The organism is Pseudomonas sp. NPDC089743, from assembly GCF_044748785.1.
In the GTDB taxonomy this organism is placed as follows: Bacteria; Pseudomonadota; Gammaproteobacteria; order Pseudomonadales; family Pseudomonadaceae; genus Aquipseudomonas; species Aquipseudomonas putida_X.
Genome location: NZ_JBIVGS010000021.1, coordinates 49,245 through 70,849, shown reverse-complemented (window position 1 = coordinate 70,849; position 21,605 = coordinate 49,245). Strand labels below are relative to the sequence as shown.

At 59.5% G+C, this 21,605-nt stretch carries 38 protein-coding genes and 1 tRNA gene; 13 read left to right on the top strand and 26 right to left on the bottom strand.

The annotated features are described in order from the left end of the window. The 4 genes from ACIPZC_RS24380 to ACIPZC_RS24365 all read right to left on the bottom strand — a co-directional run. Positions 1-506, bottom strand: a 506-nt coding sequence (locus ACIPZC_RS24380) for a terminase small subunit (RefSeq protein WP_400630044.1), incomplete at its 3' end; no start/stop codon positions are given. Positions 507-650: 144 nt separating this feature from the next. Then, a complete protein-coding gene (locus tag ACIPZC_RS24375) occupies positions 651-989 on the bottom strand; it encodes an HNH endonuclease (RefSeq protein ID WP_400630042.1) in 339 nt (112 codons plus the stop codon). After that, positions 989-1,306 (bottom strand): hypothetical protein, encoded by a 318-nt coding sequence (locus ACIPZC_RS24370; protein WP_400630040.1) that lies wholly within the window; start codon positions 1,304-1,306, stop codon positions 989-991. The genes ACIPZC_RS24375 and ACIPZC_RS24370 overlap by 1 nt, the downstream gene beginning before the upstream one ends. Next, the gene (locus tag ACIPZC_RS24365; RefSeq protein WP_186702648.1) at positions 1,306-1,677 is read right to left on the bottom strand and encodes a chemotaxis protein; all 372 of its coding nucleotides are present in this window, start codon (positions 1,675-1,677) and stop codon (positions 1,306-1,308) included. Before ACIPZC_RS24365 ends, ACIPZC_RS24370 begins: the two co-directional genes overlap by 1 nt. 106 nt (positions 1,678-1,783) lie before the next feature. On the opposite strand from ACIPZC_RS24365, the gene ACIPZC_RS24360 reads away from it, so the two are divergent. Further along, on the top strand, positions 1,784-2,017 hold the full coding sequence (locus ACIPZC_RS24360) for a DUF6555 family protein (RefSeq protein WP_400630038.1): 234 nt from the start codon (positions 1,784-1,786) through the stop codon (positions 2,015-2,017). Positions 2,018-2,245: 228 nt separating this feature from the next. On the opposite strand, the gene ACIPZC_RS24355 is transcribed toward ACIPZC_RS24360, so the two are convergent. Beyond that, entirely contained in the window at positions 2,246-2,872 is a 627-nt protein-coding gene (locus tag ACIPZC_RS24355) for a hypothetical protein (protein WP_400630036.1), read from the bottom strand. A 160-nt stretch (positions 2,873-3,032) separates the two neighbouring features. Between ACIPZC_RS24355 and ACIPZC_RS24350 the strand changes: the two genes are divergently transcribed. Further along, positions 3,033-3,215, top strand: a complete 183-nt coding sequence (locus ACIPZC_RS24350) for a type II toxin-antitoxin system HicA family toxin (protein ID WP_016715573.1) — start codon at positions 3,033-3,035, stop codon at positions 3,213-3,215. Positions 3,216-3,252: 37 nt separating this feature from the next. Next, positions 3,253-3,654 carry a type II toxin-antitoxin system HicB family antitoxin gene (locus tag ACIPZC_RS24345; protein ID WP_400630034.1) on the top strand — a complete coding sequence of 134 codons (402 nt, stop codon included), beginning with the start codon at positions 3,253-3,255 and terminating at the stop codon, positions 3,652-3,654. Positions 3,655-3,697: 43 nt separating this feature from the next. On the opposite strand, the gene ACIPZC_RS24340 is transcribed toward ACIPZC_RS24345, so the two are convergent. The 13 genes from ACIPZC_RS24340 to ACIPZC_RS24280 all read right to left on the bottom strand — a co-directional run bounded on the left by ACIPZC_RS24340 (position 3,698) and on the right by ACIPZC_RS24280 (position 11,846). Next, positions 3,698-4,018 (bottom strand): hypothetical protein, encoded by a 321-nt coding sequence (locus ACIPZC_RS24340; protein ID WP_400630032.1) that lies wholly within the window; start codon positions 4,016-4,018, stop codon positions 3,698-3,700. 164 nt (positions 4,019-4,182) lie between these two features. After that, complete coding sequence (locus tag ACIPZC_RS24335; protein WP_400630030.1) at positions 4,183-4,572, bottom strand: antiterminator Q family protein; 390 nt, start codon at positions 4,570-4,572, stop codon at positions 4,183-4,185. After that, entirely contained in the window at positions 4,569-4,856 is a 288-nt protein-coding gene (locus tag ACIPZC_RS24330) for a hypothetical protein (protein WP_400630028.1), read from the bottom strand. The genes ACIPZC_RS24335 and ACIPZC_RS24330 overlap by 4 nt, the downstream gene beginning before the upstream one ends. Further along, a complete protein-coding gene (locus tag ACIPZC_RS24325; RefSeq protein ID WP_400630026.1) occupies positions 4,849-6,183 on the bottom strand; it encodes a tyrosine-type recombinase/integrase in 1,335 nt (444 codons plus the stop codon). The genes ACIPZC_RS24330 and ACIPZC_RS24325 overlap by 8 nt, the downstream gene beginning before the upstream one ends. Then, positions 6,180-6,506 (bottom strand): Lar family restriction alleviation protein, encoded by a 327-nt coding sequence (locus tag ACIPZC_RS24320; RefSeq protein ID WP_400630024.1) that lies wholly within the window; start codon positions 6,504-6,506, stop codon positions 6,180-6,182. Before ACIPZC_RS24320 ends, ACIPZC_RS24325 begins: the two co-directional genes overlap by 4 nt. Positions 6,507-6,520: 14 nt before the next feature. Next, on the bottom strand, positions 6,521-7,885 hold the full coding sequence (locus ACIPZC_RS24315) for a replicative DNA helicase (RefSeq protein ID WP_400630022.1): 1,365 nt from the start codon (positions 7,883-7,885) through the stop codon (positions 6,521-6,523). After that, positions 7,882-8,682 (bottom strand): ATP-binding protein, encoded by an 801-nt coding sequence (locus ACIPZC_RS24310; protein ID WP_400630020.1) that lies wholly within the window; start codon positions 8,680-8,682, stop codon positions 7,882-7,884. The genes ACIPZC_RS24315 and ACIPZC_RS24310 overlap by 4 nt, the downstream gene beginning before the upstream one ends. After that, positions 8,663-9,394, bottom strand: coding sequence for a helix-turn-helix domain-containing protein (locus tag ACIPZC_RS24305; RefSeq protein ID WP_400630018.1), 732 nt, complete (start codon positions 9,392-9,394; stop codon positions 8,663-8,665). The genes ACIPZC_RS24310 and ACIPZC_RS24305 overlap by 20 nt, the downstream gene beginning before the upstream one ends. A gap of 4 nt (positions 9,395-9,398) precedes the next feature. Beyond that, the gene (locus tag ACIPZC_RS24300; protein ID WP_400630016.1) at positions 9,399-9,923 is read right to left on the bottom strand and encodes a hypothetical protein; all 525 of its coding nucleotides are present in this window, start codon (positions 9,921-9,923) and stop codon (positions 9,399-9,401) included. Further along, the gene (locus ACIPZC_RS24295) at positions 9,916-10,704 is read right to left on the bottom strand and encodes a phage antirepressor KilAC domain-containing protein (protein ID WP_400630014.1); all 789 of its coding nucleotides are present in this window, start codon (positions 10,702-10,704) and stop codon (positions 9,916-9,918) included. Before ACIPZC_RS24295 ends, ACIPZC_RS24300 begins: the two co-directional genes overlap by 8 nt. Then, the gene (locus tag ACIPZC_RS24290; protein WP_400630012.1) at positions 10,701-10,994 is read right to left on the bottom strand and encodes a hypothetical protein; all 294 of its coding nucleotides are present in this window, start codon (positions 10,992-10,994) and stop codon (positions 10,701-10,703) included. The genes ACIPZC_RS24295 and ACIPZC_RS24290 overlap by 4 nt, the downstream gene beginning before the upstream one ends. Then, entirely contained in the window at positions 10,991-11,410 is a 420-nt protein-coding gene (locus ACIPZC_RS24285) for a hypothetical protein (protein ID WP_400630011.1), read from the bottom strand. The genes ACIPZC_RS24290 and ACIPZC_RS24285 overlap by 4 nt, the downstream gene beginning before the upstream one ends. A 139-nt stretch (positions 11,411-11,549) precedes the next feature. Next, a complete protein-coding gene (locus ACIPZC_RS24280) occupies positions 11,550-11,846 on the bottom strand; it encodes a Cro/CI family transcriptional regulator (protein ID WP_400630009.1) in 297 nt (98 codons plus the stop codon). Positions 11,847-11,952: 106 nt separating this feature from the next. On the opposite strand from ACIPZC_RS24280, the gene ACIPZC_RS24275 reads away from it, so the two are divergent. From ACIPZC_RS24275 to ACIPZC_RS24230, 10 genes are all read left to right on the top strand, one after another. Beyond that, positions 11,953-12,681, top strand: coding sequence for a LexA family protein (locus tag ACIPZC_RS24275; RefSeq protein ID WP_400630007.1), 729 nt, complete (start codon positions 11,953-11,955; stop codon positions 12,679-12,681). Positions 12,682-12,823: 142 nt separating this feature from the next. Further along, positions 12,824-13,219 carry a LuxR C-terminal-related transcriptional regulator gene (locus ACIPZC_RS24270; RefSeq protein WP_400630005.1) on the top strand — a complete coding sequence of 132 codons (396 nt, stop codon included), beginning with the start codon at positions 12,824-12,826 and terminating at the stop codon, positions 13,217-13,219. A gap of 82 nt (positions 13,220-13,301) precedes the next feature. Continuing rightward, on the top strand, positions 13,302-13,550 hold the full coding sequence (locus ACIPZC_RS24265) for a hypothetical protein (RefSeq protein WP_400630003.1): 249 nt from the start codon (positions 13,302-13,304) through the stop codon (positions 13,548-13,550). Beyond that, the gene (locus ACIPZC_RS24260; RefSeq protein ID WP_400630001.1) at positions 13,547-14,380 is read left to right on the top strand and encodes an SPFH domain-containing protein; all 834 of its coding nucleotides are present in this window, start codon (positions 13,547-13,549) and stop codon (positions 14,378-14,380) included. Before ACIPZC_RS24265 ends, ACIPZC_RS24260 begins: the two co-directional genes overlap by 4 nt. A gap of 44 nt (positions 14,381-14,424) precedes the next feature. Next, on the top strand, positions 14,425-14,616 hold the full coding sequence (csrA, locus tag ACIPZC_RS24255; RefSeq protein WP_400629999.1) for a carbon storage regulator CsrA: 192 nt from the start codon (positions 14,425-14,427) through the stop codon (positions 14,614-14,616). Next, entirely contained in the window at positions 14,606-14,827 is a 222-nt protein-coding gene (locus ACIPZC_RS24250; protein WP_400629997.1) for a YlcI/YnfO family protein, read from the top strand. The genes csrA and ACIPZC_RS24250 overlap by 11 nt, the downstream gene beginning before the upstream one ends. After that, a complete protein-coding gene (locus ACIPZC_RS24245) occupies positions 14,814-15,386 on the top strand; it encodes a hypothetical protein (protein WP_400629995.1) in 573 nt (190 codons plus the stop codon). The genes ACIPZC_RS24250 and ACIPZC_RS24245 overlap by 14 nt, the downstream gene beginning before the upstream one ends. Further along, on the top strand, positions 15,383-15,526 hold the full coding sequence (locus ACIPZC_RS24240) for a hypothetical protein (RefSeq protein ID WP_023381865.1): 144 nt from the start codon (positions 15,383-15,385) through the stop codon (positions 15,524-15,526). The genes ACIPZC_RS24245 and ACIPZC_RS24240 overlap by 4 nt, the downstream gene beginning before the upstream one ends. Next, a complete protein-coding gene (locus ACIPZC_RS24235) occupies positions 15,523-15,897 on the top strand; it encodes a hypothetical protein (RefSeq protein WP_400629993.1) in 375 nt (124 codons plus the stop codon). Before ACIPZC_RS24240 ends, ACIPZC_RS24235 begins: the two co-directional genes overlap by 4 nt. Then, a complete protein-coding gene (locus ACIPZC_RS24230) occupies positions 15,894-16,142 on the top strand; it encodes a helix-turn-helix transcriptional regulator (RefSeq protein WP_400629991.1) in 249 nt (82 codons plus the stop codon). The genes ACIPZC_RS24235 and ACIPZC_RS24230 overlap by 4 nt, the downstream gene beginning before the upstream one ends. 10 nt (positions 16,143-16,152) lie before the next feature. Here ACIPZC_RS24230 and ACIPZC_RS24225 read toward each other — a convergent pair whose 3' ends face one another. The 8 genes from ACIPZC_RS24225 to bamC all read right to left on the bottom strand — a co-directional run bounded on the left by ACIPZC_RS24225 (position 16,153) and on the right by bamC (position 21,591). Beyond that, the gene (locus ACIPZC_RS24225) at positions 16,153-17,091 is read right to left on the bottom strand and encodes a hypothetical protein (protein WP_400629989.1); all 939 of its coding nucleotides are present in this window, start codon (positions 17,089-17,091) and stop codon (positions 16,153-16,155) included. Then, on the bottom strand, positions 17,066-17,233 hold the full coding sequence (locus tag ACIPZC_RS24220; RefSeq protein ID WP_400629987.1) for a hypothetical protein: 168 nt from the start codon (positions 17,231-17,233) through the stop codon (positions 17,066-17,068). The genes ACIPZC_RS24225 and ACIPZC_RS24220 overlap by 26 nt, the downstream gene beginning before the upstream one ends. Continuing rightward, complete coding sequence (locus ACIPZC_RS24215) at positions 17,230-17,649, bottom strand: hypothetical protein (protein WP_400629985.1); 420 nt, start codon at positions 17,647-17,649, stop codon at positions 17,230-17,232. Before ACIPZC_RS24215 ends, ACIPZC_RS24220 begins: the two co-directional genes overlap by 4 nt. 54 nt (positions 17,650-17,703) lie before the next feature. Further along, the gene (locus ACIPZC_RS24210) at positions 17,704-18,681 is read right to left on the bottom strand and encodes an integrase (protein ID WP_400629983.1); all 978 of its coding nucleotides are present in this window, start codon (positions 18,679-18,681) and stop codon (positions 17,704-17,706) included. 109 nt (positions 18,682-18,790) lie between these two features. Continuing rightward, positions 18,791-18,880, bottom strand: a tRNA-Ser gene (locus ACIPZC_RS24205). Between the two features lie 92 nt (positions 18,881-18,972). Continuing rightward, positions 18,973-19,683 carry a phosphoribosylaminoimidazolesuccinocarboxamide synthase gene (gene purC, locus ACIPZC_RS24200; protein ID WP_012315794.1) on the bottom strand — a complete coding sequence of 237 codons (711 nt, stop codon included), beginning with the start codon at positions 19,681-19,683 and terminating at the stop codon, positions 18,973-18,975. A 30-nt stretch (positions 19,684-19,713) separates the two neighbouring features. Next, positions 19,714-20,472 carry an MBL fold metallo-hydrolase gene (locus ACIPZC_RS24195; protein ID WP_241805992.1) on the bottom strand — a complete coding sequence of 253 codons (759 nt, stop codon included), beginning with the start codon at positions 20,470-20,472 and terminating at the stop codon, positions 19,714-19,716. Next, positions 20,473-21,591, bottom strand: coding sequence for an outer membrane protein assembly factor BamC (bamC, locus tag ACIPZC_RS24190; RefSeq protein ID WP_400629981.1), 1,119 nt, complete (start codon positions 21,589-21,591; stop codon positions 20,473-20,475). It abuts the gene before it with no gap. Positions 21,592-21,605: the final 14 nt, after the last annotated feature.

Sequence of the window (21,605 nt, the reverse complement as noted above, 5' to 3'; positions counted from 1 at the left end):
TTGCCGGTGGATGCCTGCTCAGCCTTGGCTTGAGCCTGGTCCTTCTTACCGCTCTCCCCCTTGCGCGGATGCACGAAGGGCATCAGGGCCTTGGCCGCATCAACACGTAGCTTTGGCTCAGACTCCAGGTCGTTCATCACCGACAGCAGGAAGTCCTTCGGGTCGCGGTGCAGGAGCGCCTGCATGAGGTCGAACCCGGCAGGCTCGGTGTCGGTCCGCTCGTCCTTCGCGGCGTCCGGTTCTGGCGCTGCCTCACTCTTGGCGGACGGCTCGGGCGCATGCTTGGCTTTAACATGCGCTTTAACATCGGCTTTAACATCTGGCGGCATCAAGCCCAGGGCGCGGAGCTTGGTCAACTCGGCCGCCACATCCTTGTCCTTCACCAGCCGAGACCCCGCCGCAGACGCTGTCTTCTCCGAATACCCAGCTGCCACAGCCGCGTCCCGATTGGACGCACCTTCCCTCAGCGCTGCGATGAATGCGCGCTTGCGGGATGTTAAAGCCATTTAACAAAAATCCAGTGGGGGAAAAAAATCTGTACGTGGGATCGGAGGCGGTCTAGCTACGTGAGAATCGCTATATTTTACCCTCCCCCCACCTAGCGGCACGTCACTGGCGTGCCGCGAACCCTTCTGGCGCCGATCGCGTCGTCAGCCAGCCAGGCCAGCAGCTTCCTCGGCCTGCTTGACCGAGTCGTGGCAGGGCTTGCAGAGGGGCTGCCAGTTACCCTGATCCCAGAAGAGATCCTTGTCGCCTCGGTGAGCGACGATGTGGTCGACGATGGTGGCGGCAGTGGTTCGACCTTGCCGAGCGCAGTACACGCAAAGCGGGTTGTCCCGAAGATACTGCTCACGCGCCTTCTGCCAGCGATAGTCGTAGCCACGCTGGGAGCTGGTCATGCCGCTTCGCCAGCTACCAGCCGTCACCACCTTGACCCTTGAGCCTGCGCTCTCCTTTATGCGGGAGCCGAGAGTCTTGAGCCTGGCCATCACTGCGTCACTCGGTTCAGCGCCTCGTCTGCCTTGTCGGCGGCTTGGGTCGCGGTGGTTGCTGCCTTCGATGCCTTAGTCGCGGCACTCTCGGCCTTGCTGGTCAGCTCATCCAGGCGCTTATCACGCTCAGTCATGGCGGCGTCGTAGGCTTGGCGAATCTCGTCGACCTGGCGTGCCTGGGTGCTCGCCATGGCCCAAAAAGCCGACTGCCAACCCAGTACCGCGCCACCCGCGATAAGCAGTATGGCGATGATCCATACCTCAGCCCGTCGCCACCAGCGTCGGGCTATGAATTCCAATGCGCATTTGTCCATCACTTGGCACCTCCAAGCTGAGCGCGAAGCCGCGAGATCTCCTCGCTTTGGGTGGTGACCTTGTCGGTCAGCTGCTCAACCTGCCTGGTCAAGGCGAGGATGTTGCCCTCAAGGCGGCCGACCGATATCGCCAGATCATTGCGCTCTTTGGCGAACTGATCAGCGCGGGCTTCTGCCAGCTTGCGGGCTTCGCGCTCGGAGTCGAGCAATTCATTCAAGCGGCGGACGGTGCCGATATCGGCGTTATCCATTGCGCGGTCTGCGGCATCTTTCGAGAGGAACTTCCTCAGCCACAGGAAGCCGCCAAGCAATACAGTGCCCGTGCCGCCCAGCCAGGTGGCTGTGCCTGGGCCGAGGTCGGTCGGGTCCATACTTACTCCATAGTGTTTGTGGCTGTGATGGCTCGACAGCATCATTGCCGGACCTATGCTTAAGCGGTAGAAAGGCTGATGGCCTAACGCTTTTACGGAAATGGAAATGCCGAACGAATCACTTTATGCCGTCGCGTACCGATTACGCGGCGAGGAGAGACGCTTCATCATCAGGGCCGAAAACATGGACGATGCAAATGCTTGGCACTGGGCGGCCTGCGATGCGGGCGTGGGAGTTATCCCCCGGTTTGGTTCGAAAAACATCAAGAAGGTGTCCAGGCCACTCGCGGAACGATACGGCATCACCAACGTGCAGTGGAGCAAGTCGGGTGTCGCATGAAACATCGTATTGACTACAACCTAAAGGGCCACCCGCGCTTCTGGATCTGCGAAGCCGGCGAATCGTTCGGGCACACTGAGGCATATGTAGCGTTGATACAGCTGCACCATCAGCCTGACCCCTTAGCGGCACTTCGGCACGAGCCACCCAGTTCGCACGAAGGACTTAAAGCTGCTGTCGGCGACCTGGGTATTTCTGACGTCCGTGTTCAACATCTAGAGTGAAGATTCAGCTGCGATGCAGCATCCCGCCAGGCCGGAGCTCGTCGCGTAGCAGATTGCGAACTGCGTCAACTAGGTGAGAGCCGAGGTGCAACTGTGGATCGGCGTTCAATTTGAACCCGGAGGCGTATTTTCGGCCTTGCTCCGTCAAGGCCAACTTGATCTGGTACTTGGCCGGATCGACGGCGGAGCTTTCGACCGTCGACTTGGCGATGAAGACTTGCCCGTCGATCACAACGAATGGTTCGCCTGGTTCGTTGGCGCGCTTCACCACTTCCAACTGGCCGGAACCAGCCTCACGCAGAACGGCCTGAGCGGCCCGGATCTGCCGGGCAGTCTCGCCGTGGAAGACCACCTTGCCCAAGCGCAGTGGCTGGACTGCCTGGCCGGCATCGATGAGAAGGTCTGCGGACTCACCGCTGGTCACGCGGGCCGTCAGGCTTGTGGTAGCACGGGCTTCGGCCTTGCATTCGCGAATCGACTGGGCGGCCTCGTCATTGCTCTGGTCAGGGCCCGCGGTGGTGATCATCTTCACCTCTGCATGGACACGGCGGTTTCTGTCATTCAACTCCAGTCGGCCATCGTTGTGAGCCTTCCAGCCAGCCACACCCGGCACGTAATCGGCGCTTTGCATCTCCGTACTCCAGAAAAGAAAAAGGCCCGCCGATATGGCGAGCCTTGGAAATTCAGGGTGGACCCAGCACCTAAAAATATAACCCTAGGCGCATCTTTTATCTTTACTAATTATACGCCTAGAGGTATAGTTTCTACATCAACCACACAAGGAGACGGAGGTGCAAAGCAGGCAGTTGATCAAGGAGCTTGAAGCAGCTGGATGGGTTCTAAAACGTGTCACCGGAAGCCACCACATCTTCAAACACCCCAACAACCCAAACTCGATACCAGTGCCACACCCCAAGAAGGATCTACCGATCGGCACGGTAAAGAGCATCAAGGAACGAGCCGGGTTGAAATAACCCGGCTTCACCCTTTGCACCTCTGTAGGAGATGAACATGCAATACCCAATCTGCATCGAATGGGGCGACGAGAATACCGCCACCGGTATCCAGATCCCTGACATTCCAGGCGCTGTAACAGCGGGCGACACCTTCGAGGAGGCCTATTCCTCTGCCGTCGAGGTCGCTCACATCATGCTGGAAGAGATCGCAAGCAACGGCCAGACCATCCCAATGCCAACCAGCGCAGCAGCGCACCGGGGTAATCCTGACTTCGCTGCTATGGGGTGGGGCATGCTGGAAATCGACATCACCCCGTACCTGGGGAAGACCGAGAAGGTCAACGTTACCCTGCCAGGCTTTGTGATCCAGCAGATTGACCGGTACGTTCGAGAGCACAACGTCAAGAGCCGGTCATCCTTCCTGGCTGATGCTGCCATGGAAAAGCTGGGCCGCTAAAGCAAGAAGCCCCGCACTTGACGGGGCTTAACTTTGGCAGCGCTCAGCCGACGAGAATTTCTTCAGGGATGAACGCAGTAGCGTTCTGTTCTTGGTAGTTGTGGCCCGCCCAAGTCATCTCGAAGTAATCAAACTCGGTATTGATAGCGGCGTCTTCATCTTTGGTCATCTTGACGAAACCAGCAGTCTCGAGAAGGCGCAGATGGTAGTCGACCAAGTTCCACAGATCCTCTGTGTTCAGCCCAGCGCCCAAATCGGTCTCACTAAACTCCTGCCGCAACTCGGCGCGATGCATGCCGGCCCCGGTGGGCTCTTCAACCAGAATGTCGATCAGCCGTAACGCGATTCCCTTGTCCCGATGCATTGTTGTCCCTCTGATAGTAGTGTCAAGTGGCCACCCCGAGGTTACAGTAGGCTCTTGGAACGGAAAACCCCGACACAATGGCCGGGGTTTTTTTTGTGTCGCGTTGTTTGCAAGCTGGACACGCTGCTATGAAAACAGGTGTTTATCCGCCCGCATAGAGGTTTTTACGCAGCCTCTCGAATTTCCTCGAGTGCACAGTCGATCCATGCGACGCCAGCTTTGATGATCTCTCGGGCCTTGCGCTCGGACATCCCCGCCTCCCTCCCGACTCGCATAGCAGGATGCTTGGAGCCGTAGTAGGCCCACACGAAGTCACCCATCTGCTGGTTGCGCTTCGTCAGCCTGGCCACTGCGCCGTCGATGATCAGTGCCAGGTCGTCGGTGATCACATGCTGCCGAGCACCTCCCTCGCTGGGCACGTTGTCGCGCATGAGCGCGTACAGCGGCGACACGTAGCGTGGCACCCCCATCTCGCACATACGCCACCACCCCCACTGCTCCAGCAGGTATTCGGTATCGCCCAGTGCCTTGTCTGTGTAGGTCCTTTTCTTCATGCAGCCCTCCGGGGCGTTGGGTCGTTGTCCAGGCCGAACAGCTCGCACAGCAGCTTGTAGGCGTGTTTGTTCTTGGCGCCGCCCTGGATGATCCAGGCCTTGGCAAATTGCTCGAAGCCCTGAGCAGCCCGGGAGCCGTGCCAGTCGGCCACGATGTCCATCAAGGCTGCCGAGGCGATCCGGCCGTTGGTTTGATCAAGCAGCAGGCGGTTGCCCTGTTTCAGGAACTGCCGCTCGACGGGGGTCAGGCTTTTGCGCGGCACGGCCGCTGCGACGTTACTCATGGCCATCTCCTGGCTTGAATTCTTGATCGTGCATCCTCCCTTGGGATGGATGCTGTGAGGTGCTGCAACCCGCGCCGTTAGTGGCGTCAGCAGTTGCAGGCTCGGTTTTGTGTCCCGGCAATGTCTCGGTGTGGATGGCGGCGAATCCCTGCCCGTCGAGGTGTTGATGCCAGGCCTCCAGCGCCTGACGCTTCAGGCCCTCGGCCGTGGTGTGGATGTAGGTGGCGTCGAGGTCTTTCATGGCGTGGTTCAGCAGCAGCTCGCCCACCATGTAGTCCACCCCAAGGTCGGTCCATGCCGTTCGAGCCACCTTGCGCAAGTCATGGCTCGACCATTCGCCTTTGGCCAGATCGGTGAACAACGTGTTGGCCTTGCTCGGGCTCAGCGGTGCGCCGTGGCTGCCCGGGAACAGCAGCGGCCCGGTGTAGCCCTGGGCGATCTGCAGGCCGTGGTAGCGACGCAGCAACGCGCAGGCCTGGACCGTCAGCGGCAGCGTGTGCTCGGCCTTGGTCTTGGTGTCGCCCGCGGGGATGAACCAGCGGCCCGCGTCGAGGTTGACGTTGCGCCAACGCGCCAGCCGGGTCTCCCCCAGCCGGGAGCCGTGGCACAGCATCATCAGGGCCAGCATGCAGCCCGCTGGCTCCACCTCGAAGCGCTCGGCCACCACCACTAACAGGCCCGGCACATCATCGCCGCGCAAGCGCGCCGGCCGGGGCCTGATACGGGTCCGCACGAAGTCGGTGAACTTCAGCGAAGCCATGGGGTTTGCCGGCAGCATGTCCAGGCGCAGGGCCTGGCGGAACGCGACCGAGAGCACGCCATACACCGAGCGCACGAAGGACAACGCATAGCGCTCCTGCATCGGCCACATCAGGCGCTGGTCGATCGCCTGCTTGTTGGTCTCGGCCAGCGGCAGGTCACCCAGGCGAGGCACCAGATGGCGATCTAGGGCTGACTTGGCGCTGGCCTTGCGCTTGGCCGACAGCCCACGGTCACGGTTCATCCGGTCGCGGTACCACACCAGCACGTCGCCCACTGTGGCCCAGTTGGTGGTCGTCGACTTAGCGTCGGCATCGGCAGCCCGGCGCGCTAGGATGGCCGGCAGCGTGGCCAGCATGGTCTTGGTGTTGATCCCCGGGTAATCGCCGGCCTTGCCCCAGCGACCGCGCACCACGACGTGCCATGCGCCGCGGGAGCGATCAACAGTCGAGAACCGAAAGCGCAGCTCCCTGTGGCGGGTATCGCGCAGCTGGAAGACCTCGCCGGTGGCGTGCCGGCGGATCTCCGCATCACTGAGGGTCACGGTGAGAGTCTTGGCAGCGCTCATGTATCCCTCCTCGGCCACAGGTTCAGGCCTTTCTGGTCGCCAGCGTCGTAGCAGGCGCGGGCCTTCGCGTGTCGGTTGTTCCAGCTCTCCACGGCGATGCGCATCACGTCCATCACCTGCAGGTCATACAGGTGCTCGAACGTGCTAAGGGACAGAGTGTCGATGTTCGGCCCTTGGGCCCCGCAGTCGTGGCACCAGACGTGCGCCGAGATGACCGGGAACTCGTCGGACGGGTCGAAACGGTGATCCTCTGCAATCTCGGTCCCGGCCTCATCTCTGACGGTGACGCAGGGTGGCCCTTCGCAAAACGGACAGGGCGCCATCTTCATTGGCTCGATCACAGGCCAGCCCCCTTGTAGCGCTGGGCGTAGCTTCCGCGCCCCATCTCAACCTCCTCGTCGCTCGGCTGTCGCCCCTCGAAGGGGATGAACCGCACGTATTGCCCCATGGCCTGCACCAGGCAAGTGCCTGGCTTACCGTGGCGACATTTGCCTACGATCAGCTCGGTGACGCCGTTCTGGCCCTCTTCGCTGTCGGGGTCACGGTGCACCAGGATTACGGCGTCGGCATCCTGTTCGATCTGCCCCGAGTCACGCAGGTCGCTCGGGCGGGGGCGCTTGTCAGGTCGATTGGCCGGGCCGCGGTTCAGTTGCGCCAGCACGATCACCGGCACGCCGAGCTCCTTGGCCAAGTTCTTCAGTGCCGTGCTGATCCTGCCGACTTCCAGTGCGCGGTTCTGGCCGCCCTCGGAAGCGATCAAGGTCAGGTAGTCCACCACCAGCACATCCAACCCTTCGCGCTTCTGGCACTGCCTGGCAATCGACCGGATGCGAGCCATGGTCATTCCGGCCTGGTCATTGGCGAACAGCCTGGCCTTGTTCAGCAGCCCTACCGCACTGGTGATCCTCGGCCAATCGTCATCTTGGAGGGTCGTGCCTACATCCAGCCTCGACAGGCTGACACTGCCCAAGGAGGCAATGCCGCGGGCGGTCAGCTCCTCCTTGGTCATCTCCATCGAAAACACCAGCCCCGAATGGCCATGGCGAGTAGTGACGTGCTGGGCGATCTGCAGGCCGAGAATGGTTTTCCCCGACCCAGGCAGGCCGGCGACCACGATCATGTGCCCCGGCCTCAGGCCGCACAGGATGGCATCCAGATCGTCCAGGCCAGTGGTCAGCCCGCGGGAAACTGCGCCGTTGAAACGCGCATCGATCCCGTCGATCACCGCGGGCAGCACCTCGCTGATGCGGTAGTACTCGGGCTCACCGCTATCGAGGTTCCGGAGGTCAGCGGTGGCCTGCTGAGCCAGCGCGATGATCTCCTCGACAGGCTTGTCATCATGGGCGCTGTCACGGATGACCTCGGCCACCTCCACCACCCGCCGCAGCGTCGAGCGCTCGAGCACTGTATTGAGGTATGACTTCCAGTTCGCTGTGCTGGGCGTGTTCTTCGCGATAGTGCCGGCGTAGAAGATCGTGCTCTCACCGCTCGGCAGCGCTGGATAGCGCGTGCCCACGGTAACGGCGTCGACAGCATGACCGGCGTCATGGGTGTTGCGGATCGCCTGGTACAGGGCGGCGTTTTCCAGATCGCTGAAGTCCTCGGTGGCCAACTTGCTGGTGATATCGTCGAAGAGGTTGGCGTCGAGCAGCAGCGCGCCCAGCAGCGCGTGCTCCGCCTCGATGCTGAATAGCTCCCTCATGCCACGGCCCTCATCGAGGACCAGGTGAAACCAACGGCCATACCGCCGTTCTGCCGGAGGCGATCCAGCGCGCGCTCACCGATGTAACCCTTCAAGCCGTCGACGCTCAGGTTGCTAATCAGTACCGTGGGCAGCACGGCCTGGTACCGGCGATCAATGATGGCGTGCAGAAGCCCCAGCTCGTAGTCGCTGCCCTTCTGGCAGCCCACCTCGTCGATCGCCAGCAGGTCAAGCCCGCCCAGGTGCAGCACGACATCGCGGTCGGTGTAGCCCGATCCGGGCACCATCGAGGCGCGAGCAATGCTGATGATGTCGCTGGCTGGAATGATCAGTGTTTGGCAGCGGTCGGCCACCACGGTGCGCACGATTGCACTGGCCAGGTGCGTCTTGCCGCAGCCGACATTGCCGGTCAGGATCAGAGAGCGGCCGGCGCGGAAGTGGCTCGGGAACTGCTCGGCATATTGACGGCACTTGGCCAGGGCCTTGCGCTGCTGCTCGCCCTCAGCGACATAGCTGTCGAAGGTGGCCTCAGCGAAGCGCGGGGTGATACCGGCAGCGATCATCGCGGCCATGGCGTTTTCGGCTTTGCGCTGGGAGTTCGCAAGGGTATAGGCCTCGGAGTCGCGCGAGGTCATGTGCAGGGCCTCCCAGGCGCAGCGCTTGCAGCCCCGGGGCAGCATCGAGCCGTCGAGCTGCTCGACCTCGCTCATGTCGACATCGCCGTGGACTGGGCATACACCCGCGAAGATGCGCTTGGCCGGGGTGCGGTGGAAAAGATCAGAAATTTGCACGGCCATCGCGGCTCTCCTGGTACATGTCATCGGTGTGTTGCGGAAGGTTGTTGAACGCGCTGCCCTGGGATGCGGCAACTGCGGGCTGCAGGACGTCGTGCCAGCGCTCGCCGTTGATCCAGGTGGAGGCCATTGGGATGTACTGTCCGGCCTCCTTGGTCCAGTCGCGGGACACGCAGTGGCGGCCAAGCGAGTTGATCATCACAGCCTGGAGACCGGCGTCAGGGTTGAGCTTGTTCCAGGCCTTCAGGGCGTCTTTGCGGCTCTTCTTCTTCGGGTACAGTTTCCAGAACTGCTCGAACCCATCTGCCAGCGAAGTGCACACAGGTTTTGGTTCCTTGACTGGTTCAGAAAGGTGACTGGTTCTGGTGCTTTCTGGGCCTACACCCCCTGTAGGCTGTGGGCCTACACCTATGCTTTCTGGGCCTACAGGGGTGCTGTTTCGGCCTACACCGGACAGGGTCAGGTAATACAGGTTGGTGGAGTTCCCTTTCGGCCCCTCTCTGTTCTCGATACGCAGCAGGCCCTGAGCCGCAAGCTGCTTGATGTGCTTGCGCACCGTGCTGCGGTCGATCTCGCATTGATCGGCGACATGCTGATACGACGGCCAGCACTCGCCTTGGTCGCTGGCGTTGTCCGCCAGCTTGATCAGCACCAGCTTGCGCAGCGGGTTGCCGACCTTGGTCTTCATGGCCTTGACCATCAATTCCATGCTCATGGATTCAGATCTCCAACTCAGCGGTGATCCGCTGGACAAACTGGTCATAGGGTTCAGCCATGGCGATACCCTGCTCTTCCAATGCGGCCCGATATGCTTTGGCCGTGCTGTAAACCACCCACCGCTCACGCTCAGGCAGATGTCGAGCCCCGACATAACAGGGCCATGGGCCCATCACCAGACATTCGCCACTGCCTGGAACGGGGGCTGCATCCAGCCCGTCCGGATCGATAGCAATTCGCTCAAGGAACGCCTGATTCACCTGCTCCCTGAGCTCAAGGGCCGGGTGGCCAGTAAGGCGTCGAACCAGCACTCGCAGAGCCCACTGAGCCATGAGCACTTCAAACTTGGCTTCACGTAGGGAGTCCTCCTCCGCCTCATCCGAGAAGAAAATTTCTTCAGCCAGGTCGCAGTGGTTCCAGGCCCGGTAAGCGAGCTGGTCGTTGGTCAATGGCTCGAAGTACGTCTCATTGATCACGACCGGATCAGTAGGCCGGCGACCGAAAAGAGGGATGACGTTGTCAGTCATTGCGCACCCCCAGGAGGTCCGCGTCGCGGCGCGCCCACAGCGCTTGGATCTTGGTGAATCCTTTGCCTGTCACCCGGCACGTGAACTTCGTGCGGCGCTCGCCCGTATCGGGGTCTTTGTAGGAACTAGCGGAGGCGACCAGATAACCGGCCTCGATCTTGTCTTGATACGGCTGGTTGTAGCGGTCGACCCATCGCTTTTGCTTGAGGAAGTCGAATAGCCGGTTCTGCCCAGTGCCGATCGCCTGGGCCACCTCGCGCACGTACATGACATTGCGAGAGACCACAACCTGATCATGGAACTCGACCTTCGGAGCATCCGCTACCACCTTCTGCTCCAGCAGCAAGTTTTCGGTTGCCAACTCGCGGTTATCGCCCTCCAGCGCCAGGCGCTTCTCAACGTTCTCCAGTAGCAGTCCTTTGAGCACAGCAGGGTCAGAGAGCGCTGCCAATACGTCGGCCTGAGGCTTTACCAGCCGCTGCTCAAGCTCGGTCATGTAGTCGAAAACCGCGGCCTGCAGTTCATAGCTGTAGGACATCGCCATCAGGCATGCTTCGCGCTTAGGGAAGCGGTAGCAGTCCTGATTCCGGTTTTGTGCGTCCCGGTAGATATCCCGAAACTTTGGGGCATCTACTTTCAGGACTTTGGGCACCTTGGTCATGAAGTGGTCGTGGCGAAGAACCGCGCCAGTACCGGCCTCTTTCCTTTTGGCGTTGATGAAGTCCACTAGGTCGAGGCTAGTCATGGTGACTGCTTGGCCACCTTGAGTGATCAGGTTCATACATCCTCCCCTTCACCTACCACGCCGTGGGAGGCGCCGAGGTGCCGATACTGCCAGCAAAAATTGAGGCTGAATTGACGGCATTGCATGAGATGCCGCTCAAGATCCTTGGCAAGCTCGCTTTGGTATCCACCGAGCAAGGGGATAATTCGGTCACGGATTAACTCCTCCAGGTTCCGATGCTCGAGGCGAGCGAAGTTCATGTAAGCCATCGCCTGAGCATCAAGCGTGGCCACCTCGAGCAACTGACCTTCGAGCGCAGGCGCGGAACTGATGAGCTGCGTCGTCATACCGAGCCTCCCGCGCCACGTTCCATCGAGCCAGGTTTTTGTGGCGCGAGATTCTGATAGGCGCCCCATAAACCCAGCCTTGCCAGAAGCTCATGACCTGGGCGCTCAGCGCTGCGGACCGAGATGATCATGTCTGCAAAGCGGGAGTCGGCAATGAGGAACTCTTCACGCTCCTCTTCAACTCCCGCGACCCATGCGATCCGGATCTCCTCCGATGGAAACACAGGCCCCAATATCGATTTGAGCTCTAATGCCAGGCCTTCGCTTTGTAAGCCTGGCAACCTAAGCCTCATCTGCTCCTCCCGAAGCAGGATCTGTATTTCGTAGTAAGTGAAACCCGTGAGCACGCCAAGCTTTTTCGAGCGCGGCGGATGTTGCGCTCGACTGGGCGCGGTGGTATTTTTCGGGTGCGCCATAGCGCCGTCTCCTATTCAAAGACGTTACGAAGTAACCACTCCTCCTACAGAGTGGCGTGAGAAACCCGCTTCCTACGGCGGGTTTTTTGTTGCCTGCAGAAAACTCAGCCAGACAACAAAAAGAGATCCGGGCAGCCCCTCATCGACGAGCCTCCGCGGCACTGGATGGATGAACAGACACTTCAGTTGGCTCTGCAAGAACGGCAATAACCGACATAATCAATTCAAGGTCGGCACGAGATCTGCCTAAGCACCCATTGCTTGGGAATGCCTTGAGTTCGAATGCCTCAAGCGTTCCACCAAAACGAGCACGAACAACGATTTGCCGGCCACTACGAATGGCTTTGCTGATAGCAGCCTGGCTAGTGCCAAGCTTCTTTGCGGCTTGTTCCTGGCCGTGTTGACCAACAAAATCCGCCAATTGAACTGGTGTCATAGGCTCACCTGAAAACGGCTTATGGCACGAAAGATAACCGCCGGTAGTAGAAATGTCCACACTTGCGGTTTTTGACGGGCAATACCATCAGTTCTAGGATGGACACATGAAAAAACGAGCCCTTACCCCCGAACAAGCTGATGAATGCGCGAAACTCAAGGAGACATTCCTAGGTCGGAAAAACCGAGGGGTCACCCAGGCTGCGATTGCTGCCGAGCTGGAAATCAGCCAAGCGGGGGTCAGTCACTACCTGAACGGATACAACCCTTTGAACTCCCGGGCTGCAGCAGTCTTCGCCAAGATGCTTGAGGTTCCGGTGTCGCAGTTCAGCCCCCGCCTCGCAAAAGAAATCGCTTACACGACTGAGGCTGCGCGGATAGGGGAGGCCGCGTCCGCTGAAGAAACTAACGTCAAGCTAACGGCGCAACCGTCCATGTCGTACCGGTATCCAGTCATCAGCTGGGTTGCGGCAGGTGACTGGGCCGAAGCTGTCGAGCCCTTCCCGCCCGGATTCTCGGATAGGTACGAGGTTTCAGACTATGAAGCGAAAGGCGTCGCTTTCTGGCTTGAGGTGAAAGGCGATTCAATGACCGCGCCGAGCGGGACAAGTATCACCGAGGGAATGATGATCCTGGTGGATACCGAAGCCGACGCTCACTCCGGGAAGCTCGTGGTAGCAAAGCTCACTGACAGCAACGAAGCCACCTTCAAAAAACTGATCGAAGACGCAGGTCGTAGGTTTTTAAAGCCACTCAATCCCGCTTACCCCATGCTCCAAGTGAACGGGAACTGCAAAATCATTGGCGTTGTGGTGCGAGCCATGATGAAGCTCTGAGCCAACCACATAGCCAAGCAAAAGGCCCGCAGATGCGGGCCTTTTTGTTGGGGCAAAGAAAAATAATAACTGATGGTATTGACTGCAAAATATAACCGCCAGTATTATCAGGCCATCCCCACACACGCATGGAGCAGCCGACATGACCACGAACACCATCACCCTTGCGGGCTTTACCGGTTTCCTAGGTCGCGGCGCCGCACCACGTGAGCTGGAATGTTTGCTTGCCATAGCCGGGGGCGCCTCTGGAAAGGAGGTGGCACGCACGCTTGGTATCAGCGAGGACGGCGTCAAGAAGCGTCTGATGGCCCTCGGCACCAAATGGGGCGTGACTCGTCGCGCTGCGCTGGTGGCCGAAGCCTTCCGCCGTGGCGTGATCAGCCCTGCCGCCACAGCCTTGGCCCTGCTGATGGCCATCCACGGAATGCTCGGCGACGACCAAGCGATGCGCATTCGCCGCGGCGGCAACGGCGGCGAGCGGAAGATCGAAACCCGTGTTGCTACCCGACGCGCCGAGTGCGCCCTGGCGGTGGCGTAACGCTCCCCGTCTGACCTGATCAACCACAGATTTTGCGAAAGCCAACAAACGCGGCGGGCCTTTGCTCGCCCTGGAGAAAGTGATGAAAAGCCCACCCATCAAGACGCTCGACCTACTGATCAACCTGACTTGCGTATCGCTGTACGTGGCCATGTCGCTGGTGGTGCTGCGCTTCGTCGCGCCCGCCCTGATCAGCAGCGATTCCGACGCTCTGGTGATCATCGGCCTGGCACTGATCGCCATCTGGCTGATCGGGTCGATCACCCTCGCCTATTACCTGCTCACCAAACGCCGCGCGTCCGCGGCAAACACCCAAGAGGAAGACCAATGAAGCGTTTACTCGCTGCTGCATCTCTGTGCCTGCTTGCCGCCCTCGGCGGCTGCTCGAAAGTCCCTGCCGGCAACGTCGGGGTGATCGTCAACCTGTACGGATCGGAAAAGGGCGTCGAGCTCAAGGAAGTCGGTACCGGCAAATACTGGGTTGGCATCAACGAGGAGCTTTATCTGTTCCCGACTTTCACCCAGACCGAGACCTGGACAGGCGACGAGACGATCACCTTCCAGACCGTGGAAGGTATGAAGGTCGGTGGTGACGTTGGCATTACCTACGCCGTTGCTCCAGACAAGGTCACCACCCTGTTCCAGAAGTACCGCGCCGGCATTGACGAGATCACCAACAAGTTCCTGCGGAACATGGTCCGCGACGCGTTCAACGACGTGGCATCCACCCTCCCTGTCGAGAGCGTCTACGGCGCAGGCAAGGCCGATCTCCTGATAGCAGTAGAGAAGCGTGTCCGCGCTCAGGTCGAGCCGATCGGCATCAACCTCGAGCGGATCTATTACGCCTCCGACTTGGCTCTGCCGCCGCAGGTGACCGCCAGCCTGAACGCCAAGATCCAAGCGACCCAGATGGCTGAACAGCGCCGCAACGAAGTAGCACAGGCCAAGGCCGAGGCCGACAAGGAACGGGCACGCGCCCAGGGAGAGGCCGACGCCAAGCTGCTCATTGCGAAGGCCGACGCCCAGGCGATCGAGGTGCGCGCCCAGGCCCTGCGCGCAAACCCTGACGTAGTGACCCTGAACGCGGTTGAGAAGTGGGACGGCAAGCTCCCCACCTACACCGGCGGCCAGGCTCCGCTCCCCTTCATCGGCATTAAGTAACCAGACCTGGGGCGGCGGTGGTCGCCCCTACAAGGAGATCGATCATGTTGATTTTGACTCGGCGGGTGGGCGAATCCATCCGCATCAACGACGACATCACCGTTACCGTCCTCGGTGTTAACGGCATGCAGGTGCGACTCGGCGTCGAAGCGCCCGAGGAGGTAGCCGTTCACCGCCAGGAGATCTACGAACGCATTCAGGCCGATCAGGCGCAGGAGGTGAACCATGGCCTTTGATAGCCACAGCCTCGACAAATTCGTTGTTCGCCTGCCGGACGGGATGCGCGACCAGGTGGCAGCGGCAGCCGACGCAGATGATCGCTCGATGAACTCGCTGATCGTTACCGCGATCCGCAACGAGCTGGAGGGACGCTCCCGGGCAAACGCGCTGTTGGCAGCACTGGCGCTAGCCGCCGAAGCAAAGGGGGTGAGCCATGACGCAGCCTGATCGTATCACCTTGGTGCTCCGCGCCTGCGAGGCGATGCCACTGTCGAGAATCCTGCCCCTTGTGAAGCTGGGCGAGCTGGTCTCGGTCGGGCCGGGACTGGCAGTAATCGCCGGCGCCAGCGAAGGCGACCTGCAATGGGAGCTTGAGCGCGCGCTGCATAAAGCGGGCGGAGCGCCGCAACTGGTAGCCGTTCACACGCCCTGGAATGACAAGCAGGTACTGGACTTTCTATCGGTCGCGCTGCGCCATGTAGTCGTTGAGGGAAATCTGCAGCACAGCGACATCAACGAAGCGCTGCGCTACATGGCCGAAAAGGGCGAGCCAGCTTTCTGCAAGGGCTTCGATATCGACGAGCACGTTCGCATGGCTGCGGACGGTCGCAGATATCGGTGGCTGCGCGACTACGCCTCATCGTCGCCCTCCGGCTTCACCCCTGCGGTGTTCGATAAAGCCGGAGGCATCACGACTTTGCGAGGCTGCGATGATCTCGACGAGCGAGTCGATGCGGCTATTCGTCACCTCACAGAGGTGCAGGGGGTGCAGGTGAAGCCGCTATGACCCAGGCCGGCCTTCTCCTGCTGCTGTGGGATGCCCTGCAGCAGCGCGACACCACCTTCGGGCAGGTGTTCGACTTGTCTGCCGCTTGCGGCCTGGACGGTCGCCGGGTGCTGGCCGAACACTTTCGGGGGTGCCCATGAACATCCTCGCATCCATGGCGCTCCGGCGAGCACGCGGGCAACTGAACTCGGTTCAATCCCGATCTACTGCAAGCCCGTGCACGTCCGCCCTGGGAGCTCCTAAGGCGCCAGCGCCCGAAGATGTGACCATCACCGGACCAATCAACCGGTATATGTTCCTTCAGGGGCGTGAGTGGGCGATCGACATGGTCGCCTCTCTCCGGGCTGCACCTGTCGACCTAGTAGTCGAGCGCTTGACCGGTGCCGCAACGGGCCGACCAGGTAGCTACGCGGCCGGCATCGAGTCTGTGGTGGATGAATTGAAAAGCGCTGACGCGACAGGTCAGGCTGAAGAAGAGAACCTGACGCGTCAGGTTGGGAGGAAGGAATGAGCGAAGAAAACGAGGTGCTGACGGTTGAGGGCTTGGCCAAGCTGCTGGGCCGCACCGAGGCGTCGATTAGGGAAGGGATTCGCCGCGGCGTGCCGTGGCTGCCCAAGAGCTTCAAGATGGGCAACCGGCACTGCTGGCTGAAGGAGGATGTTCGCAAGTTCCTGCGCGAGTTCAGGGACGGGGAGCACCAGAAGGTGAAGCCAGGGCGGAAGCGGAAAGAACCGCCATCACTCAAAGTCGCCTAGCTCTGAAAAATCACAATTCTAAATAGAGTGCTATCGGATGGACAATTATCTGGTTCACAGGCGGCCGATGAAAATGCGACTCGAGCTCTTGAAGCGCCCTAGTGGTGTTACGGATAATTTCGCTCATTGCCGTGTCGTGAAATTCTGCGGATCCATCTTCCGACTCGGCCATTTCGTCATACTCCCGACATTGCGTAACCATGCCGACAAGGACCAACTCTACTTCTGCCATTCGGGAATAGGTTTTAAAGACAAAATCCTCAGAGTCCTTCAAACACTCTCTTTTGAGATCCGCATTCACTCTACAATCATTCATATCCATGGAAAGATCCAAGCGACCTCTATATCCATGATTAAGCACTACCGCAGTGCTTTTGTATTGCAGACGATCGTTAGCGGCCTTATCTTTAGGGATTTGCGACTTAGACAGCTTTTCTAGCTCGGACTTTAACTGCCCCAGCTTGGCCTTTTTACTTGAGTTATCAGCCAATCCATCGATTTCGCTAAGCAAAAGCTCGCGCACTTCATTATTTGAAACTATTGATATCGATTCTTGAATATCAACCAACACCTCCATATTATGCATGATCTCTAGGGCATCTAAAAAGCTTGCCTTGGCCTTCAGTCTAATAAATTTACGACCCTCAGGATCATTAGCGACCGTAGAAAAATCATCAGCTGCAGTCACGCTAATAATCTTTCCGCTTTCTTTAAGCTTATCCTCGAACAACGCATAAGCATAATCGTGTAAAAAACGCTTTTCTACATCCGAGGAAACAGTCTCAATTATTTCAGCCAGCTCCCGACCACTATCTTCAGGCCCCTTTTGTTCGGTGACATCAGATTCTGCTCGCTGAGACTGCTGCACAATGTAATCCGTTACTCCCTTCATCAATTGAGAAGAAAGTGAGTACATTTTGTGTTCATCTAGGTATATGAAGCTTTTCACGCTTAGACTTCCTTTCCATGAATTCATCATAATACTTCTGGCGAGTATTTATCTTGCGCGTATTTTTAGCTGACCACAAAGCAAAGCCGCCAGATATTAGAGCAAATACAATACCGATAGCAATTACCAAAAAATTGATCATGCCGCCACCTCTTTCCCGTCACCGGGAGTGTAGGTCAAACGATCATAAACTGCCCAGCACATGATGAATGAGCCGAAAGCCATTACTATTGACGCCACCAAAATAAAGCGCGAATTTATGTCAGAAAAAACATCAGCGAGCATTGAGAAGACATATAAAACAGCGTAGAAAACAACCGCCAAAACTGAAATTCCGGCAATAGATTTCTTCCACACAGCTTCCTGATCATCGTTATATCGAATTTCCGCAAGAAGCGATATATGCAAAACTATACCTAGCGATATAAAGTCAGAAGAACTTAACATTGGTATTTTTCCACCATTCACCAACGCCGAGGCGAATAGCCTCATAAAAATAGGCACCATACCGAATATGGCTGTATAAATAAGCCAATGCGCCTTTTTCTCACTGAACAATTATGCGCTCCTCCATGCTTTAAAAATATTCTATGTTCCTTATGGGAACGGACTTTAACCCAATTTTTCAGCCAAGTCATGGGGACTGAGGTGCGTGTATCGCTTGAGCATCGCAAGGGTTTTGTGGCCCGTGATACTCGCGACTTCCATCATAGTGAAGCCGCGCTCGAAGAAACGACTGGTCGCCTCATGGCGCAAGTCGTGAAGGCGTAGGCCTTCAATCCCAGCGGACACGCAGGCCCTGGGGAAGTAGTTGCTGATCGTGTTGAGCGCAAGGTTGAAGTACCGGCCGCCACCGATCGGCGTGGGCAGCCCTTCCAGCAGGGCGATCGCCCGGGAGGACAGCGGCACAGCGCGCCGCTCGCCATTCTTGGTGTCTTCCAGGTACGCCACTTTGCCGCGCACCTGGTCGCGGCGCAGCATCAGCAGCTCAGACCGGCGCATCGCCGTTTCCACCGCCAGCTCGATAAACACCGGGAGCTGGGCATTCATCTGGCCGGCTGCCTTATACAGCGCTGTGAGCTCCGCTGGCGTCGGGCGCCGATCCCTTTCCTTGCTGCCCTTGGGCATCCGGATAGCTCGGCACGGGTTGGTCAGTCCTTCGATTCCCCATTCCTTGGTGGCCACCGTGTAGAGATGGCTGATCACCGCCAGGTTGAGGCGCACTGTCGCCGTCGACTTCCCTTCCTTCAGTTCAGCATCGCGATACGCGGCCATGTCGCTCGAGCGGATGGCAGCCAGGCCTTTGCTGGCCAGCTTGTGCTCCTTCCACTTCTTGATGCGGACCTGCTCCTGCTTAGCACCCTTCTTGGTGGAAGTGACCTCTGACAAGTATCGGTCCAAGGCCTCGGCTAGCGTGGTGCTCTCGGCCTCTCGCATATCCACGAAGCGGGCGCGCGACATGTCACCCTCGATCTCGGCTGCCCATCGCTGGGCTTCTGCCTTGGTATCAAAGGTGGCGGAAAGGGTTGGATATCCTTTGCGGCGGATCTGGGCGCGCCAGGCGTCCCCGCGCTTTTCGTAGTAGGCCATGGCGGAATGATAGCGAACGCTTGGGGGAAATACACGCTCCCCCATTCCCCCAAAATTCCCCCAAATGAAAAAGGCCCCGAGGGCTATACAGCGCTCGGGGCCTTTAATATGGCGGAGAGATAGGGATTTGAACCCTAGGTACTGTTGCCAGTACAACGGATTTCGAATCCGTCCCGTTCGACCACTCCGGCATCTCTCCAATGCCGCGCATCATACCAGCGAATTCTGAAAACGCAAACCTTTATTTTCAAAAAAATCGCGTGGTATCAGGCGCTTGCGTGAATGCGCCGCTTACAGCGGCACGCCCAGGCGCTTGGCAACTTCTTCGTAGGCTTCGATCACATCGCCCAGGCCCTGGCGGAAGCGGTCCTTGTCCATCTTCTTGCGGGTTTCTTTGTCCCACAGGCGGCAGCCGTCCGGGCTGAACTCGTCACCCAGGACGATCTGGCCGTGGAATACACCGAACTCCAGCTTGAAGTCGACCAGCAGCAGGCCGGCGTCATCGAACAGTTTGTTCAGTACCTCGTTGACCTTCAGCGAAAGCTTCTTCATCTCTGCCAACTGCTCGGCAGTGCCCCAGCCGAACGCCACAACGTGGGATTCGTTGATGAACGGGTCGCCCTTCTCGTCGTTCTTCAGGAACAGTTCGAAGGTGGACGGCTCGAGCTTGATGCCCTCCTCCACGCCCAGGCGCTTGACCAGGCTGCCGGCGGCATAGTTACGCACCACGCACTCGACCGGGATCATGTCCAGCTTCTTGACCAGGCACTCGTTGTCGCCCAGCAGCTTGTCGAACTGGGTCGGCACGCCGGCTTCTTCGAGCTTCTGCATGATGAAGGCATTGAACTTGTTGTTCACCATGCCTTTACGGTCCAGTTGTTCGATGCGCTTGCCGTCGAACGCCGAGGTGTCGTTACGGAACAGCAGGATCAAGCGGTCGGCGTCGTCGGTCTTGTAAACCGATTTGGCCTTGCCGCGGTAGAGTTCTTCGCGTTTTTCCATGATTGGGCTCCGCTTGCTTGAGTGGGTGGGCTAGGCGATTTCGCGCCAGTCGAGCCCGTGTTCCTGATTCGCCACCTGGAGCCAGTCCGGGTCGCACCCAAGGGTGTCGACGAAGCACTGGCGGGCCAGATGTGGCAGGTTGTTCTTGCTGCTGAGGTGGGCCAGCACCAGGTGCTGCAGGTTGCTCCACCCCAACTCGTCCACCAGGCGCGCGGCCTGGTGGTTGTTCAAATGTCCTTGCATGCCGCCGACCCGCTGCTTGAGGAAGTACGGGTAGTGCCCGCGCGCCAGCATGTCGCGGCAATGATTGGCCTCGATCAGCAGTGCATCCAGGCCCTGATAGCGCTCAAGCAACAGCGCGTCGTACGACCCCAGGTCGGTCAGCATGCCAAAGCGACGGCGACCGTCACTGATGACGTACTGCAGCGGCTCATAGGCATCATGCTCGACCCGCGCCGCACTCACCTGCAGGCTGCCGATATGCAGGCTGTCGCCACAAGCAAGAAAACCGGCCGCCTCCACCGGCTTGCGCATGCCGCGCAATGTGCCCTGGCTGAGGTAGACCGGTACATTGTAGCGCCGTGACAGCAACCCCACCCCATGCACATGGTCGGCATGTTCGTGGGTGACCAGCACGGCGCTCAGTTGAGACGCCTGCACCCCGAGCAGCGCCAGGCGCCGCTCGGTTTCACGCAGTGAAAACCCGCAATCGACCAGGATGAACGTGTCACCACTGGCGATCAGCGTGCCATTTCCCTGGCTGCCGCTTCCCAGTACCGCGAAGCGCACTTAACCCAGGTGGTCCTGAATGGCGCTCAGCACGCGGCGAGCGACATCGGGCGGGGCCACGGTGTTGATGTTCTTCTCGACGGTAACCTGCACGCTTTCGCCAACCTTGCTCAGGCGCACCTGGTAACGCTCGGCGCGGGCTTCAAGCTCTTCCTTGGTTGGCTCGCTGCCAAACATCCGGCTGAAGAAGCCCGGCTGGTTCTGCTTGTCGTCGGGCTTCTCGGACAGGTTGATGTAGTACAGGCCCAGGCTGCGGTTGATGTCTTCCACACGCCATTGACCGCCCTGCTCCAGGGCACGCCCCACACCGGACCAGGCGCGGTCCAGGTCGGCGCCGAGGAACAGCACCGGGTTGCCGCTACCGTCTTCACTCAGGCTGACGCGGCTCGGCGCATCGAAGTCGCGCGCAGCCAGCAAGGACACCGAACCGCCCTTCTCGGCGCTGCGGTTCATGCTGGCGAGCATTTCGTCGACCAGCAGCGCATCGGCGGCCGTGTTGCTGGACGTGGACGGGAACTCAGGCTCGGCAGTGCTGCCCGCCGGGCGCTCGATACTGACGACATACACCTCGGAGGTGTTGCGTTGTACGCCAGGCTCCATGCGCACACGCACGCGCACTTCGCTGTCACCACTGCTGGTGGTGCTCGCCAGACGCTGGCCGAGCGATGCCGACAGTTCGTCGAAACGCTGCCAGGTGGTCGTGAATTCGCCGGTCTGCGGGCGCTCTTCGGCAATGCGGAAGCCATTGTCTTCGAAGAACTGATGCGTTACAGGCCAGACTTCGGCCGGCGAACGCTGGGCCAGCACCCAACGGCTGCTGCCGCTGCGCTGCAGGCTGAAATCGCTGACATCGGCGCCAGCCGACAGCGGTTGCGGACGCGGCACTTCGAACTCGCCCTTGGCGGTGTCGTCGGCGACGTTGCGCGGGATCGGCAGCAGCGGGTCAAGGCGCTTGACGTTGCTGACGTCCTGGGGGAGCTGCATCGGTGCAGTCGGGTGCGCCTGCAGGTAATCGCTGCCGCGGTCGCGGAAATAGCCATCCTCGCCCCACAGCCAGCCACACCCACTGGTGCTGGAAATGATCAGGGCGAGCGCGGAAAGACCAGCCAGTCGCTTCATGCGGTGTACTTCCT